Origin of the sequence: Pseudomonas sp. FSL L8-0168, from assembly GCF_037976155.1 — a bacterium.
In the GTDB taxonomy this organism is placed as follows: domain Bacteria; phylum Pseudomonadota; class Gammaproteobacteria; order Pseudomonadales; family Pseudomonadaceae; genus Aquipseudomonas; species Aquipseudomonas paracarnis.
Genome location: NZ_CP150262.1, coordinates 1058503 through 1074766, shown reverse-complemented (window position 1 = coordinate 1074766; position 16264 = coordinate 1058503). Strand labels below are relative to the sequence as shown.

Here is a 16264-nt window from a genome sequence, read left to right as displayed (position 1 = left end):
GCTGACAGGCTGTGTGTATTTTGCCATTGGCGACAAGTACAGCGACCACCGCAGGACCTGGCCGTCCCCAGGCGGCAGTTATGGCAACAACTGGCCGATGAGCCGGGGCATGAGCGGTTTTTCCATCTGCTCGAACCACTGCACGATACCCAGGCGTACCGGTATGCGACGGCTGATCAAGGGCCAGCGTTTGCTGGGGCTGTCCCGACAATTGTTAAGGAGGTGCAGGCATTACAGGCAACTGTCACCGTAGCGCCACGACCCGGTCCGGCATCGCCGCAACCGGGGCCGTCGACACGGCGGTAACGAGCCGGGCAGGCCTTCAGTTGTCGTAACCCAGGTTCGGCGCCAGCCAGCGCTCTGTCACGCTCAGATCCTGGCCTTTGCGTGCGGTGTAGCTGGTCACCTGATCCTTGTCGACTTTGCCCACCGCAAAATACTGCGCCTGTGGGTGGGCAAAGTACCAGCCACTGACCGCCGCCGCCGGGAACATCGCGTAGTGCTCGGTCAGGAATACGCCGCTGCGCCCGGCGTGCATTTCACGCGCCTCTGGGTCCAGTAGTTGAAACAGCTGGGTCTTTTCTGTGTGGTCCGGGCACGCCGGGTAGCCGGGGGCAGGGCGTATGCCGCTGTACTGCTCCTTGATCAGTGCTTCGTTGTCCAGTTGCTCGTCCTTGGCATAACCCCAGTGCTCTTTACGCACTTGCTGGTGCAGCCATTCGGCGCAGGCTTCGGCGAGACGGTCGGCGAGGGCCTTGACCATGATCGAGTTATAGTCATCGCCGGCGTCCTGGTAAGCCTTGGCCACTTCTTCGGCACCGATGCCGGCGGTGGTGATGAAACCACCAATATAGTCGGTCACGCCGCTGTCCTTGGGCGCGACGAAGTCGGCCAGGGAAAAGTTCGGCTTGCCGTCGGTCTTGATGATTTGCTGGCGCAAGTGATGCAGTTTGGCGATGGGCTGGCCGTCGTCACCGTACACTTCCAGATCATCGTCCTGCACCTGGTTGGTCGGCCAGAAACCGAACACCGCACGGGCGCTGATGAGTTTTTCGTCGATCAGTTTCTTGAGCATTTCCCGGGCATCGGCATACAGCGCGGTTGCCGCTTCACCCACCACTTCATCGGTGAGGATGCGCGGGAACTTGCCGGCCAGGTCCCAGGAGATGAAGAACGGCGTCCAGTCGATGTATTCGGCGAGGACGTTGAGGTCGATATTGTCCAGCACCTTGGCGCCGGTAAAGGTCGGTTTGACCGGGGTGTAGCTGCTCCAGTCGAACTGCGGCTTCTTGGCGATGGCCGCCGGGTAGCTCAGGCGCTCGGTGCGTGCACTACGGTTGGAGGTGCGCTCACGTACGTCGATGTATTCCAGACGGGTCTTTTCGACGAAGCCGGCCTTCAACTCCTTGGACAGCAACTGGGTGGCCACGCCCACGGCGCGGGAGGCGTCGGTGACGTAGATCACCGCGTCGTTGCTGTACTTGGGCTCGATCTTCACCGCCGTGTGCGCCTTGGAGGTGGTGGCGCCCCCGATCATCAGCGGCAGGTGGAAATCCTGGCGCTGCATCTCGCGGGCCACATGCACCATTTCATCCAGAGACGGGGTGATCAGGCCGGATAGACCGATGATGTCGCACTTCTGCTCCTTGGCCACCTGCAGGATCTTCTCCGCCGGTACCATCACCCCCAGGTCGACGATGTCATAGCCGTTGCAACCCAGCACCACGCCGACAATGTTCTTGCCGATGTCATGCACGTCGCCCTTGACCGTGGCCATCAGGATCTTGCCCTTGGCTTCAGGCTTGTCGCCTTTTTCCAGCTCGATGAACGGGATCAAGTGGGCCACCGCCTGCTTCATCACCCGGGCGGATTTCACCACTTGGGGCAGGAACATCTTACCGGCGCCGAACAGGTCGCCGACGATGTTCATGCCGGACATCAGCGGACCTTCGATCACTTCGATCGGGCGCGCAAACGACAGGCGCGATTCTTCGGTGTCTTCAACAATGTGCGTGGTGATGCCCTTGACCAGCGCGTGTTCCAGACGTTTGTTGACCTCCCAGCCACGCCATTCCTCGGTCTCGGCTTCCTTGACGCTGCCGTCGCCCTTGTACTTGTCGGCAATCGCCAGCAGGGCGTCGGTGCCGTCCGGCGTACGGTTGAGTACCACGTCTTCGACGGCGTCACGCAGCTCGGCGGGGATCTGGTCGTAGATCTCCAACTGGCCGGCGTTGACGATACCCATGGTCAGGCCCGCACGGATCGCATGCAGCAGGAACACCGAGTGGATCGCTTCGCGAACCGGGTTGTTGCCCCGGAACGAGAACGACACGTTGGACACGCCACCGGAGGTCAGCGCGTAGGGCAACTCATCACGGATATAGGCACAGGCGTTGATGAAATCGACGGCATAGTTGTTGTGCTCTTCGATACCGGTGGCGACCGCGAAGATGTTCGGGTCGAAGATGATGTCTTCCGGCGGGAAACCGACATCATTGACCAGGATGTCGTAAGAGCGTTTGCAGATTTCTTTCTTGCGCGCTTCGGTGTCGGCCTGGCCGGCTTCGTCGAACGCCATCACCACCACCGCCGCGCCGTAGCGCTTGCACAGCTTGGCGTGGTGAATGAACTGCTCTACGCCTTCCTTCATGCTGATGGAGTTGACGATGCCCTTGCCCTGGATGCACTTGAGCCCGGCTTCGATCACTTCCCACTTGGAAGAGTCGATCATGATCGGTACGCGGGAGATGTCTGGCTCACCGGCGATCAGATTGAGGAAGGTCACCATGGCCTTCTTCGAATCCAGCATGCCCTCGTCCATGTTAATGTCGATCACCTGGGCGCCGGCTTCCACCTGCTGCAGGGCGACTTCCAGGGCTTCGGTGTAGTTGTCTTCGCGGATCAGGCGGGCGAACTTGGCTGAGCCTGTGATGTTGGTACGTTCGCCGACGTTGACGAACAGCGAACGGCGATCAATGGTGAACGGCTCCAGGCCTGATAGGCGGCAGGCCTTGGGAATGTCCGGGATCGGGCGCGGCGCGTAACCGGCCACGGCCTTGGCGATGGCTTCGATATGCCCCGGCGTGGTGCCGCAGCAACCGCCGACGATGTTCAGGAAGCCGCTTTGGGCGAATTCTTCGATGACCTTGGCGGTTTCTGACGGCAGTTCGTCGTACTCGCCGAATTCGTTGGGTAGGCCAGCATTAGGGTGCGCCGAAACGTGGGTGTTGGCCTTGTTCGACAACTCCTCCAGGTAGGGGCGCAGCTCGCTGGCGCCGAGGGCGCAGTTCAAACCGACCGAGATCGGCTTGGCGTGTGCCACGGAGTTCCAGAACGCTTCGGTGGTCTGGCCCGACAGGGTTCGGCCGGAGGCGTCGGTGATGGTGCCGGAGATCATGATCGGCAGTTCCACGCCCAGTTCCTCGAACACCCCTTGCACGGCGAAGATCGCGGCCTTGGCGTTAAGGGTGTCGAAGATGGTTTCGATCAGGATCAGGTCGGCGCCGCCTTCGATCAGGCCCTTGGTGGCTTCGGTGTAGTTTTCCACCAGCTCATCGAAGGTCACGTTGCGGTAGCCGGGGTTGTTGACGTCTGGCGACAGCGAGCAGGTGCGGCTGGTCGGGCCCAGTACACCGGCGACAAAACGCGGCTTGGCCGGGTTCTCGTGGGTTTTGGCGTCGGCCACCTTGCGCGCCAGGCGTGCGCCTTCCACGTTCAGTTCATAGGCCAGTTCTTCCATGCCGTAATCGGCCATGGAGATTCGCGTGGCGTTGAAGGTGTTGGTTTCAAGGATGTCGGCGCCGGCGTCCAGGTAGGCTTTTTCAATGCCGCCGATCACGTCCGGGCGGGTCAGCACCAGCAGGTCGTTGTTGCCCTTGACGTCGCTTGGCCAATCGGCGAAGCGTTTGCCACGGTAGTCCTGCTCCTCGAGTTTATAGCTCTGGATCATCGTGCCCATGCCACCATCAAGGATCAGGATGCGTTCCTTGAGGGCTTGGTGAAGGGCTTGCAGGCGAGCGCTACGATCGGGCATGGGACTACTCTGGTCAGGCATTACGGAGGGCGTGAATCATAGCAAACCTGTGCCGATTTGGAGCATGTCCGGGTTGTGCATGAATATCGCTCATGTTGCTGGCGGTCATGGCCCGGTAGAATCACCGCCATTTCACAGACCGCACGCCTTGAATCGGGACCCGATACATGTCACTTCGTTTGATCGTCAGCGCCGTCCTGGCCTTGATAGCCAGTACTGCGCAGGCAGAAGGTCCCGCTTCGGCGATCTCCTACACCCGCGATATCCAACCGATCTTCACCGAGAAATGCGTGGCCTGCCACGCCTGCTACGACTCCGCCTGCCAGCTCAACCTGGGCAGTGCCGAGGGCGCCGCACGCGGGGCAAGCAAAATGCCGGTGTATGACGGCGAGCGCGGCCAGGCCACGCCAACTACGCGGTTGTTTTATGACGCATTCGGGAAGCAGGCGTGGCAGCAAAAGGGCTTCTATTCGGTGCTGGACGCCCAGGGCAGCCAGGCTGCGCTGATGGCGCGCATGCTGGAGCTGGGGCACAACGCGCCGCTGGCGCCCAATGCCAAGCTGCCCGACAACATTGTGCTGGGGCTCAACCGCGAAAATATGTGCGCAACGCCCGGCGAGTTCAGTGCCTATGCCGGCGCTCACCCCAAGGAAGGTATGCCGCTGGCGGTCACCGGCCTGACCGATCAGCAATACCAGACTTTGCAACGCTGGCTGGCCTCCGGCGCGCCGATTGACGAGCAGGGCCTGGCGCCGAGTGCCAGGGAAGCGTTGCAAGTGCAACAGTGGGAAAACCTGTTCAACCAGCCGGGCGCCCGGGAAAGCCTGGTGGCGCGCTGGCTGTTCGAGCATTTGTTCCTGGCGCATATCTATTTCGAGAACGGCGAGCCGGGGCATTACTTCCAGTGGGTGCGTTCGCGTACGCCCAGTGGCCAGCCGATTGACCTGATCGCCACACGTCGCCCCAACGACGACCCAGGCACCCAGGTGTACTACCGCCTGTGGCCAGTGCAGGGCGTGATCGTGCATAAAACCCACATCACTTACCCCTTCAGCGCGGCGAAGATGGCGCGGATCAAGGCGTTGTTCTACGCCGGCGACTGGCAGGTCACGGCCTTGCCAGGCTATGGCCCCGGCAGCCGGGCCAATCCGTTCGCGACATTCGAAGCCATCCCGGCTAAAGCGCGCTACCAATTCATGCTCGATAACGCTGAGTACTTCGTGCGTACCTTCATTCGCGGGCCGGTGTGCCGTGGGCAGATCGCCACGGACGTGATCCGCGATAACTTCTGGACGCTGTTCCAGGACCCCGACCACGATCTGTACATCACCGATGCGCGTTATCGCGGCCAGGCCACGCCGTTGCTGGCCATGCCCGGGCAGAATGACGACGTGGGCAGTGTGCTGAGCCTGTGGCTGGCCTATCGTGACAAGCGCAACCAATACGAAGCCTTGCGCCGTGACAACTATGCAGACCTGCCGGCGCCGAGCTGGTCGACATTGTGGGCGGGCAATGACAACGCCTTGTTGAGCATTTTCCGCCATTTCGACAGCGCCTCGGTGACCAAGGGCCTGATTGGCGAGGTTCCGCAGACGATGTGGCTGTTCGACTACCCACTGCTGGAACGCACCTATTACCAGCTGGCGGTGAATTTCGATGTGTTTGGCAACGTCTCGCACCAGGCCCAGACCCGCCTGTATTTCGACCTGATCCGCAACGGCGCCGAGCAGAACTTCCTGCGCCTGATGCCCGCCGACACCCGTGAAGACTTCATGGACGATTGGTACCAGAACAGCGGCAAGCTCAAGCTGTGGCTGGACTACGAAGCGATTGACGATGACAAGGCCAGTGGTTTGCACCTGAGCGAGAAGGACCCCAAGCGTGACTTCGCCAACCAGTTGCTGACCCGCTACGGCCATTTGAACGCCAGCCCCGACCCGATCAACCGCTGCAGCGGCGCGTTCTGCTCCCGCGACGGCATTGACCCGGCCTTGCAGGATGCCGAGCAAGCCCTGAGCCGCCTGACCTCGCGGCCGGCGGCGGGGCTCAAGGTGATCGAGCAATTGCCCGAAGCCACCATGCTGCGCATCGAAACCGCCAGCGGCAAGCGCGAGGTCTACAGCCTGCTGCGCAACCGTGCCCACAGTAACGTGGCGTTCCTGCTGGGTGAGGCATATCGCTATCAGCCGGGGCTGGACACGGTGACGATCTACCCAGGCGTGCTCAGCAGCTACCCGAACTTCATGTTCAATATCCCGGCCCGGCAAGTGCCTGAGTTTGTCGCGCAGATGGAGCAGGCCAAGGACGCCAAGAGCTTCGAGAGAATCGTCGACCGCTGGGGTGTGCGCCGCAGTCACCCGCTGTTCTGGCAGTACTTCCATGACTTGTCGCGGTACATTCACGAAACCACGCCGGTGGAAGAGGGCGTATTGGACATGAACCGCTATGAGAACCTATAACTGCTCGCGTTGCGCTGGGCCATCGAGCACAGGGCAATGATAGCGGTGTGCATCGCCGTCATTGCGCTGGGCGTATTGGCCAGTTACCAGGTGTTGTATAAGGCTACGCATCGCAGGCTCAAACATTGGTTTGGCATTGATGATGCGTTACCCATCAGGCAAAAGCATTAGGACCGCCGTTTGGCGGCTCAGGGCCTCACGTACTTCCAGTAGGCTTTACCATAGTCCATCAGCAACTCGGTCCCGGCAGGGATATCCCGCCAAGCGACTATGAACACCATGTATTTGCCTACATACACGGCGCCGACATTTTCGATGCCAACGTCGGGCAGATTGGGCACCTTGACCGCATTGATCAGGCTTAGCGTGTTGCTGTTACCGTGGCCGCTGATAGTCGCGCCATGAGTGTGGGTCTGGAATAAATACGTGCCGACGGCCGCTTCACCTTTTTCCAGTATCTCGGTATTGATCGAGGCTTGATCCAAGTGCAGCTTGCCGGTATACGGCCCAAGGACATCGAAGCGTTTTATATCGGTTCTGGCTACGACCGACAGGCCACGCTCTGGGCCCTCCTGCAGTTTCTTGACCTCCAAAAGGCGATCAAGCCGGCGATGATGATTGCCTTCCTTGGCGATCCATTCACGGATACTCTTGGTTGCAGCCTCTTTGACTTCGACGTATTGCAGGCCGGTGAACTCGTCAAAAAACTGGTTGGCGTCGGTGATCTCTATTTTTTGCAACGGACCTTCAAGTTCAAGGGTCAAGCTGCGCCTGACGTCGTTGGGGTCTTGCAGAATTGGCGCATTATTGTTGATTTTATGATCAAAAGACGCCGTGATTGAAGTGGATCGGCGCCGCGTGGGTGTGGCGTCATCGTCCAGCCGCGGACGTTTTGAGCTACCTGCCGTGGGGGGCGCAGGCCGCTTCCTGGCCACGGGCTCGTCCACCGGGCTTCGTTGTCCGAACAGCCACCTTTCTCTACCGGCGCGGGTCATGCTGCCATTGTCATTGACGTAGTCACTCCAGATAAGCGGGTTGAGGTTGTTCTGCTCGACAAATGCGTGCATGGACACCCTTGAGTTGGTGGCGTTGTAGTGCTTGTTCCACTCTTGCAGGTGTTCGGGTTTCAGGTCGTCGAATTGTTCACCTCTGGCGTATTTGGCGAGTACTTTGCCTGCCGCTCGATAGGTGCCATCAATGTTTACATGCTCGGCAAAGGCCACCGGGTCCAGGTTATGGTCGGCGGCGAAGCCTTCAAGGGTGAGGCTGTTGCGCTCGCGCTGGGACGCCTTGCTCCAGTGCTCCATATGCTCGTAAGTGACGCAGGTGCGGGCGGTCCCTGCACGGTCCAGCATCTTTCGCCCTCGGGGTGTCAGGGTGTTGCGGCTGTTGACGAACTGCCGAAAGGCGCTGGGGTCCAGGTTGTAAGTGCTGACGAAGTTGTCCATGGTTTTTTTCAGGGCGTCTTCACTGGCCTCGGTCCATTTCAACAGCACTGAGGGCGTTACCACGCTTGGCGCATCCGGCGCGCCGCCCGCGAGCTTGATCGGGCCTGAATACCAATGACCAGGCTCCACCGACGACAGCGTGATCGACAAATCGCGATTGCTCCTCGGATTGACCAGTACGATAGAAAAGCTGGTGTCGGCGCCCGCGGCGGCCTCCTGAATGAACCCATAGGAATTGTCGCGGACCTGGTACACCGCGATTTTGCCCTTGTCATCAACATTACAGATGAACTTCTGGTTGTAGTCCGCTCGGGAGAAGATACCGCGTGCGTCGGGCTTGAGGCCTCTGATCAACTCCGGGTCAACCGCGTACTGACGAATCAACGGGCTGCTGTTGCTGATGACCGTGATCGGCTCTCTAAAGCGCGGCCCGAAGGCTTTATTGGAGGCGGTATCGATCAAGCGATAATCCGGCGCCTCGAGGCTGCCGACGTTGCGCATCGGGACATTGGCGAAGCCGTCCACGGTAAACAGTTGATCGCCCGCCTGCAGCGGCTTCCAGCTGTCAGGGTCAACCGAGCGTATGTGCCTTGCGGCGATCGTCCCATCGCGCAGCTGGGCAATACCCCGTTTTGCCTGGCGCATCAATTTATGTCCCAGCTTGAGCAAACCAAAGCGCGCGAGCCTGAGCAGGCTGGGCAGGGCGGCCAGGGGGTTGAGTTCGTGGAGCGTGGCAATTACCAGCTTCCCGGTCAGTTTCGCGAGCTTAGGCAGCGCCAGGCGCAGCCCGGTCTTGCCTGCGTGGATGAGCAGGCGGGTGGAGCCGGCCACATACCGCCCTACCGGCAACGCGAAAGCTACGATGTCAATGAACAGGCCGGCGACGCCTGACTTGATGCGCTGGGGATCACCGGAGGCGATGTCGTCGATACCGCCCCAAAACGGGATAAAAATCTTGCCCCAGAACGCCAAGTCTTCGAGTACCTCAGCGGGAATGTCTACCTCCCGCGTGTCTTTGCGGGTTTTTTCCAGGAGGGCTTGCTCATCGCAGAAAAACAGCTCGCGGGCAATCATGCTTGCCAGGGTTTCACTGCGCGGCGCATACAGCGTGTTGGGCGCGAACGATGGGATGCGCGGCCCTGCGTCGATGCCAGGCAGTGTCTCGCCGACTTGTTCAACGATCAACTCAGCTTTTTTGCCTGGTCTGGGCGCTTTGTTCTCGCGGTAAGCCTCTCGATCAAACGGTACTTCGGTGGCCAGCCTGTACTTGTCCCAGCTCATGGCGTCGCGTAGCTCTACCACTTTGCCGTTTAGCGGTAGGCTTTGCAGGTCTTTGCGTCGACGCAGCAGGCCGGCGAAGGGGAATACCTCGATGTAGATGGCATGGAGGGGCGAGCGGGGCTTGGCGATGCGTAGGATAAAACCTGTCCGGTAACGAACGGCATCGGTCTTGGCTTTGGTTTCATATTCGATGGGCACCTTGTCCAGGGCTTCTCTTAATGAATACACGGTGATCTCGTCCTGATCCACATCCAGGGTCGCATTGCCCAGGTGCGCAAGCAGTGACTGGATTAAGGTCATGTAGGCGTTTCTCGGCATCTCAAGGGCGTCGCGAAAGGCTTTGTCGTACTCCATGTCCGAGACAAAGCGCCAACGGCTGGGCAGTTTGAGTTTGAGGTTCTGAATTGCGTTGAACATCTCATATTCATGCTGCTCCAGGGCGGTGACGGCCTGGGTGAGCTCATCCCGTGAGTGGCCCGACGATCGGCTGGCGATCAGGCCGTTGGCCTGTGCCCATTGCACGGTGGGGCCCAACTTGGCCGCTGCGACCAGTGCCTGTTGTTTAATGTCATCGCCGCTGGCGCGAAAGTGTTCCGCCGCCAGGTTGAGCAATTGTTCGAAACTCATGTGGCGCGATGAACCCGGTGCAATCGTTTCGGCCAGCAGAAAGCCGCTTCTGAAATTGACCCAGGTACTGGTGGCAGCGTAGGGCAGGTCATCGGGAATATCGGCCACCCAGACTTCGCTGGCAACATTGGCCTTGAGGACGCACACCGCCAATTGTGCCGCGTCAGCGCTGATCGACAAGCTATGTTCATAGCGGCTGATCAAGGATTGGCGGACCGACGAATAAGACGCGCCAGGCGCGATGAATAGTTTCAATTCGTTGTCGATCAGCGAGTCGGTGCTGGGAATGATCGTCAGCCACAACGCGCGCCACAGTAATTTCACCCGTACCGGGTCTGGGCAGATTTCGTCCTTCTGGCTGCCATACCAGTCCAAGGCCTTGGCAATCCGTTCGCCCAGTGCCAGGTTATCGGGGCTATTGAGCAATTGCTCGAGCAGCACGGTGGGGGTGGTGGTGAGCATGTCCTGTTGTGAGGCGGTGAATGTTTCGGGCAATACATGACGGAACAGCGATTGACGGGTTTGTGTTTCGATCTGGCGGATAATCTCCTTGATTTTCTGGTCGGCAGGCGCATCCAGCAAGTGCTGCAAATCGCTGAGGTTGCCTTCGTGTCCGAGTTTTTTCAGGGTGTGATGTTCCTGCAAGACAGCGAGAACCGCTTTCCACTGCTCGCGGGTTTTGGGCTGTGCCGGGATGATCGAGTAATACTTGAGCACCAGATCAAACCGCACCGAACCGTCGCTTTTGAGGCCGTTAACCACACGCCGGTTGATATCCAGCAACACGTCGGCGTCGATGTACCAATAGGTGGGCATATGGCGCAGGATGACCGAATGGTCGGCAATGCTGAACGTTTCGGCAGAGTCGGGTATCGGTGAGCGCGTGCTGCTGAACAAGGTGGAGAGCAGGTCGTAAAGGAAGTCCCGGCCGATAATGGAATCATCCGGTTCGGGCTTTTCCCGCAGGAAGCGCTGAAAGTCTTCATCGGCTTCCAGCTTTGCCAAGACTCGAAAGGCTTCCTTGCACTCGCGATGCAGTTCGCTGTTGTGCGGGGGGCAGTAGTACACCTCGGCGGCGGATGCCGTCAGCGAGCCTTGTGTCGTCACGAAATCAATCAGATGGTCCAAATGCACTTGCTGCTCCGGCAAGCCCTTGAAATAGAAGCTCTGCAATGCGTTATTCATTCAATCCTCACAATCCGTAGTCGAAGAGGATTCACTCTATTGAGCCGGGGTTTGCGGGGGGGGCTATATAGGTAGGCACAGGTTTTCGCAGAAATGGCCAGGTGTCACGATGCGTCAGGCCAACAGGAACAGGTCTTTCCCGACAAAAATACTCGGACTTTGTACCTGCGTAATAATTTGGCGTAAACTGCGGGCAAGCCTGTGAGGAGTTTCCATGACTGCCATAACCATTACCGACGCCGCCCACGATTACCTGGCTGACCTGCTGTCCAAGCAGAACACCCCGGGTATCGGCATCCGCGTCTTTATCACCCAGCCCGGCACCCAGTATGCCGAGACTTGCATTGCCTACTGCAAGCCCGGCGAAGAGAAGCCTGAAGACACCGCCCTGGGGCTCAAAAGCTTCACCGCGTACATCGATGCCTTCAGCGAAGCCTTCCTGGACGACGCCGTGGTCGACTACGCCACCGACCGTATGGGCGGCCAGTTGACCATCAAGGCCCCCAACGCCAAGGTGCCGAACGTCAACGCCGACAGCCCGGTCAATGAGCGTATCAACTACTACCTGCAAACCGAGATCAACCCGGGGTTGGCCAGCCACGGCGGCCAGGTGAGTCTGATCGACGTGGTGGATGACGGTATCGCCGTGCTGAAATTCGGCGGCGGCTGCCAGGGCTGCGGCCAGGCGGACGTGACCTTGCGTGAGGGCATCGAGCGCACGCTGCTGGAACGTATTCCTGAACTCAAGGGTGTACGTGACGTGACTGACCACACGCAGAAAGAAAACGCCTACTACTGAGTAAGGTGTTCACTGCGAACAAAAAAACGGCGCCCGTGAGCGCCGTTTTTTATTATTTAAATTCATAGAGTTGCAAAATATATCTGATAAAGCAGATCAAGTGTGGGAGCTGGCTTCAGGGGCGATAGAGGTGCGCATGCCCTGCGCGGTACAGCGACGACTCGCTGAAGCTGTCACTGGCCAACACCTGCCCCACCACAATCAACGCTGTCCGCCGAAACCCCTTCGCCGCAACTTTCTCGGCAATGTCACTCAGCGTACCGACCACCCAATCCTGATCCGGCCAGGTGGCACGGTGTACCACGGCAATCGGGCAGTCCGAACCGTAATGCGGCAGCAGCTCGGCAACGATTTTCTCCAGATGATTGACCCCCAGATGAATCGCCATCGTGGTGCCATGTCGCGCCAGGCTGTCGAAGTCTTCACCGGGAGGCATGCTGGTTTTATCGGCGTAACGGGTCAGGATCACGCTTTGGGCGATGTCCGGCAGGGTCAGTTCGGTCTCCAGCAGGGCCGCGCACGCGGCGACCGCCGTGACCCCTGGAATGATCTGGAAAGGGATGCCCAGCTCACGCAAATGGCGTATTTGTTCACCAATCGCCCCATACAGGCTGGGATCACCGGAGTGCACCCGCGCCACGTCCTGGCCTTGGGCATGGGCCGTCTTGATCAGCTCGATGATCTGCTCCAGGTGCAGTTCGGCGCTGTTGACCACCTGGAGCGCCTGATGACCTTCCAGCACGGCGGCGGGCACCAGCGAGCCGGCGTAGATGATCACCGGGCAACTGCGGATCAGCCGCTGGCCCTTGACGGTGATCAATTCCGGGTCACCGGGGCCGGCGCCGATAAAGTAGACGGTCATGGAGAAATCCTGTTGAAAAACGGGCGAGCATGAACACGGCTCATGCTCAAGAGCGGAAATTATCGGGTTTTTAACCCGCGCAGGCTAACGCAAAGGTGGCCTGCGCGCTTTTTTGACGGGTGATCAGCAGGCGGGCAGGGCTGTCGGACAGCTGTTCGGCGAGGGCCAGGGCGGCGCTTTCGGCCACGCCGTAACAGCCGGTGTGGGCAAAAGCCAGCGCTGAGCGATGGCTCAGCCGATGTTCATAGCCCGCCAGGTGCTCGGCGCTGAAGCACTGCAAGGGCAGGTTCGATCGCTGAGCCAGTGCCAGCAGCCCAGGTTCCTCGCGTTTGTGGTCAATGCTTGCCAGCGCGGTCACGCGTGAGCGATCAATGCCGGCCTCGACCAGGGCGCTGTCGAGCAACGCCAGCAGGCTGTGAACCTCACAGCCCCGCTGGCAGCCCAAGCCGACAACCAGGATCATGCCGAGTATTGGTCGTCGCGGTTGCGGCGGAACAACCAGGCGCTGATCAGGCCCAAGGCCAGCCAGAAAGCGACGTTGGTCAATTGCGAGGCGATCTTGAACTGCGCTTCGAGCGCCTCCGGGGCCAGCATCGAATGTACCTCAGGTTGCGGCGCGCCGATGACGTGGGGCACGGCAAGAATCGCCAGCCCAAGGCCTTTCAACAGCCAGTTGCGGCCGAACACGATCAGCGCCAGGCCGGCGGCGGTGGAGGCTGCGGTGCCGATCCACCAGGTCTGGCGCAGTGTCAGGTCCGCCGCCGCAGTGCCCGGCAGTTCCGGTGGCAGGCCCAGGGTGGGGGCCAGTACAAAGGTCGCGTAGCCGGCCAGGCCCCAGAGCAGGCCTTGCGCGGTGCGGGTCGGCGCACGCAGCGTGTAGAGGCCGGCGAGCATCAGTGCAAAGCCTACGGCCACCACCAGGTTGCCTCCAGTGGTGGACAACACCCGCTGCCAGCCATCTTCCGGCTCCCAGGCTTGGGCATCGTGGCTGTGGGCTGCAGCGCCAGCGGCGTGCTCATGCACCATTTCGGCGGCTGGCGGGGCTTTTTCAAAGCTTTCCGCCTGCAGAATCAGCGGTGCCACCCAGAAACTTTGCAGCAGGGTCAGCAGCAAGGCAGCCAATAGCCCAGTGAAACCTGCGGTTTGCGCAATACGCTTGATCATGTCGGCAGCTCTCAATGGCACGGGAACGCGGCGCTGTGGCGGGTATCGTGGGCGGCGTTGTGCACTGCCTCGATATGCGAGAACCCGGCGAAATACACCAGGCACGCGCCAAGGATCGACGCACCGATGGCGGCGGTCAGGCGTTGGCTGAGGGTGGCGGTGCTAGTGGCGGTGTGCGAAGTGCTGCTGATGATCGACATGGCGCGTCCCTTTCAGGTGTCAGGGTGAAACGAGCGCATGAAAACCCCACGCGCCAGGCACGCAGGGTTCGAACAGCGCCCGCCCACCGCGGGTTTGTTATCTGAATTTTTCGGGCCGGTCTCCGGGCTTGCGAGGGGCGGCTCATCAAAGAGTCCTCCTGAAAGCATCGCCTTCCCATGCAAAAGCACAGTGGCCATGACGCTTCGCTCGCTTACCGTTGCGGGGGCAGCACCGGACTTGTCATTGGATTTGACGCACCGGTTTCCCGTTTCACCCTGTGAAGGGCACCCGAAACAAGGTGTGTAGGAGAGCATGGTGTGCAGGTCAGCGTCAATTGGATGAGGACACCTACGAAGTACACGGCGATGAAGTATTTGCAGACGCAATAGGCAGACACGCGATGTATGAAGTGTTTGGGAACGCCTGCGCTTTTTTCGATAACTCAGAAGGAAACCCGGTTTATCTCCCCGCGCAACATTGAAATTAACGGTGGGCTTTATGCGACTTTCCAATACGCTGCAAAGTTTTCATGCGCCGCTTGCTGGCGATCAGCAATCAGCGGTGGCCGATGCGACCCTCAGGCCCAACGACCCCTCTGAATCGAACGTTGATAAACCCTCTTTCACGGTTGATCAGGCCGCGCGTCAAATCACTCGAACCGGCCATCGTTGGTTTGACGCCAATCGCGACGGCATCACGCAGATCTCCTATTCATTCAACAAGCACGCAAGAGGGCACACGGCGTTCAATGCGACCCAGAAAGAGCAGGCCCGGCGCTCGATGCAATCGTGGGAGGATGTCGCGAATGTTTCATTCCAGGAAGGCAGTCGTCGCCCCGAGGGGCTTCTAGCGTTCTCCAATAGCACGGACTACGAGGTCGCCTTCGGCCAGTATCCGGGCCAGGAAGGTAAAGTGCTGATCAATCCCCGATTTGGCACCAATACTAATCCAGCCTTGCACAACCATGGGCGAATGACCCTGACCCATGAAATTGGGCACAACCTGGGCCTGTTACACCCAGGCACCTATAATTTTGGTAATCCCAATTACCGCGATCACGCCTTATATGCTCAGGATACGCGGGCTTACAGCGTGATGAGCTACTTCGATGCACCTGAAGCGGGTAAACACTTCAATGGAAAGTTACCGTCGGCGCCGATGATGGATGATATCGCCGCTGCGCAGCGGGTTTATGGTGCCAATAACACGACGCGCAATTCAGATACCACCTATGGCTTCAACTCCAATGCGGGACGAGACTATCTGGAGTTGAACTCGCGTCACGATACGGCCTTGTTTTGTGTATGGGACGGTGGTGGTGTCGATACGTTGGACTTTTCCAAGTATCACCAAAACCAGACTATCAATTTGCGGGCGGAGTCCTTTTCGGATGTTGGCGGCCTGGTGGGGAATGTTTCCATTGCCAAGGGGGTTACGCTGGAGAATGCAATCGGCGGCTCCGGGCATGACTCGATCATTGGTAACCAAGCAAACAACGTGCTTAAAGGTGGGGCGGGTGCGGATCGACTCCGAGGTGCGGGGGGCGCTGACACCTTCGCTTACGACAATGCCAGCGACTCCACGCCGGAATATCCCGATCAGATTATGGATTTTGTCACGGGTGTGGACAGAATCGATCTGTCGAACCTGCTGGGCAACGCGGGGGTTGATGCCCTGAGGTTCGTCAGGCGGCTGACGGGCAAACCAGGTGAAGCGATTCTGGATTACAACCGTACGACTAACCTGTCTAGGCTGGCCATCGACCTCACAGGGAATGGCCGATTTGATTTTTTCCTCAAGGCTTACGGCCCGATCAATGTGCCCGACATCATCACCGCCAATCCTGGCAGGCAGCGCTACGCCTAGTTGGCCGCTGCCTGGACCGACTTGCCGGCAGGTGCTTGAGCATTGACCGCCTGCCGTGCACTGCGTAGCCTTGCACCCTCGAGGTTCTTCGGCCCAGGCCGAAGCTAAGAAGGGAACGCGGTTCAAGCCGCGGCTGCCCCCGCAACTGTGAAGGGTTCAGTTGACTGCCACGCCACTGCCGATAGGGCGGGAAGGCGCAGTCAGCGTTGGTCGCAAGACCTGCACACCCCAAGCCAGGAGACCTGCCTCGCGACTGATTTTCCAATTCAACCGGGCGGGGTGATCCGGTGACGAAATCCGCTGCTGCGCGCCGCCGCAGGGCCTGTCGTCCCGTATGCC

9 protein-coding genes and 2 riboswitches are annotated in these 16264 nt (G+C 59.7%); of the genes, 3 read left to right on the top strand and 6 right to left on the bottom strand.

Annotated elements, in window-relative coordinates; all coding sequences use genetic code 11:
* Window positions 1–322 precede the first annotated feature (322 nt).
* On the bottom strand, window positions 323–4033 hold the full coding sequence (gene metH / locus MHH62_RS04425; protein WP_339232567.1) for a methionine synthase: 3711 nt from the start codon (window positions 4031–4033) through the stop codon (window positions 323–325).
* A gap of 167 nt (window positions 4034–4200) precedes the next feature.
* Between metH and MHH62_RS04420 the strand changes: the two genes are divergently transcribed.
* Window positions 4201–6492, top strand: coding sequence for a fatty acid cis/trans isomerase (locus tag MHH62_RS04420; RefSeq protein WP_339232566.1), 2292 nt, complete (start codon window positions 4201–4203; stop codon window positions 6490–6492).
* 188 nt (window positions 6493–6680) lie between these two features.
* Here MHH62_RS04420 and MHH62_RS04415 read toward each other — a convergent pair whose 3' ends face one another.
* Entirely contained in the window at window positions 6681–11033 is a 4353-nt protein-coding gene (locus MHH62_RS04415; protein WP_339232565.1) for an SET domain-containing protein, read from the bottom strand.
* Between the two features lie 214 nt (window positions 11034–11247).
* On the opposite strand from MHH62_RS04415, the gene nfuA reads away from it, so the two are divergent.
* Window positions 11248–11832: a Fe-S biogenesis protein NfuA gene (gene nfuA / locus MHH62_RS04410; RefSeq protein WP_003190728.1), complete on the top strand. Its 585-nt coding sequence runs from the start codon at window positions 11248–11250 to the stop codon at window positions 11830–11832.
* 115 nt (window positions 11833–11947) lie between these two features.
* Here nfuA and cobM read toward each other — a convergent pair whose 3' ends face one another.
* The 4 genes from cobM to MHH62_RS04390 all read right to left on the bottom strand — a co-directional run bounded on the left by cobM (window position 11948) and on the right by MHH62_RS04390 (window position 14058).
* A complete protein-coding gene (gene cobM, locus MHH62_RS04405; RefSeq protein ID WP_020301554.1) occupies window positions 11948–12694 on the bottom strand; it encodes a precorrin-4 C(11)-methyltransferase in 747 nt (248 codons plus the stop codon).
* A gap of 70 nt (window positions 12695–12764) precedes the next feature.
* The gene (locus MHH62_RS04400) at window positions 12765–13157 is read right to left on the bottom strand and encodes a cobalamin biosynthesis protein (RefSeq protein WP_019820250.1); all 393 of its coding nucleotides are present in this window, start codon (window positions 13155–13157) and stop codon (window positions 12765–12767) included.
* Complete coding sequence (locus MHH62_RS04395; protein ID WP_020301552.1) at window positions 13154–13858, bottom strand: CbtA family protein; 705 nt, start codon at window positions 13856–13858, stop codon at window positions 13154–13156. The genes MHH62_RS04400 and MHH62_RS04395 overlap by 4 nt, the downstream gene beginning before the upstream one ends.
* Window positions 13859–13869: 11 nt before the next feature.
* Window positions 13870–14058 (bottom strand): CbtB-domain containing protein, encoded by a 189-nt coding sequence (locus MHH62_RS04390; RefSeq protein ID WP_003190735.1) that lies wholly within the window; start codon window positions 14056–14058, stop codon window positions 13870–13872.
* 95 nt (window positions 14059–14153) lie between these two features.
* Window positions 14154–14366: riboswitch (cobalamin riboswitch) on the bottom strand.
* A 191-nt stretch (window positions 14367–14557) separates the two neighbouring features.
* Here MHH62_RS04390 and MHH62_RS04385 point away from each other — a divergent pair.
* Window positions 14558–15925, top strand: a complete 1368-nt coding sequence (locus MHH62_RS04385; RefSeq protein WP_003190737.1) for a M10 family metallopeptidase C-terminal domain-containing protein — start codon at window positions 14558–14560, stop codon at window positions 15923–15925.
* A 64-nt stretch (window positions 15926–15989) separates the two neighbouring features.
* Window positions 15990–16190: riboswitch (cobalamin riboswitch) on the top strand.
* Window positions 16191–16264 lie beyond the last annotated feature (74 nt).

Excerpts from the sequence above, each read along its gene's own strand:
- metH (WP_339232567.1), bottom strand. The coding sequence starts at position 4,033 with ATGCCCGATCGTAGCGCTCGCCTGCAAGCCCTTCACCAAGCCCTCAAG.
- MHH62_RS04420 (WP_339232566.1), top strand. The coding sequence starts at position 4,201 with ATGTCACTTCGTTTGATCGTCAGCGCCGTCCTGGCCTTGATAGCCAGT.
- MHH62_RS04415 (WP_339232565.1), bottom strand. The coding sequence starts at position 11,033 with ATGAATAACGCATTGCAGAGCTTCTATTTCAAGGGCTTGCCGGAGCAG.
- nfuA (WP_003190728.1), top strand. The coding sequence starts at position 11,248 with ATGACTGCCATAACCATTACCGACGCCGCCCACGATTACCTGGCTGAC.
- cobM (WP_020301554.1), bottom strand. The coding sequence starts at position 12,694 with ATGACCGTCTACTTTATCGGCGCCGGCCCCGGTGACCCGGAATTGATC.
- MHH62_RS04400 (WP_019820250.1), bottom strand. The coding sequence starts at position 13,157 with ATGATCCTGGTTGTCGGCTTGGGCTGCCAGCGGGGCTGTGAGGTTCAC.
- MHH62_RS04395 (WP_020301552.1), bottom strand. The coding sequence starts at position 13,858 with ATGATCAAGCGTATTGCGCAAACCGCAGGTTTCACTGGGCTATTGGCT.
- MHH62_RS04390 (WP_003190735.1), bottom strand. The coding sequence starts at position 14,058 with ATGTCGATCATCAGCAGCACTTCGCACACCGCCACTAGCACCGCCACC.
- MHH62_RS04385 (WP_003190737.1), top strand. The coding sequence starts at position 14,558 with ATGCGACTTTCCAATACGCTGCAAAGTTTTCATGCGCCGCTTGCTGGC.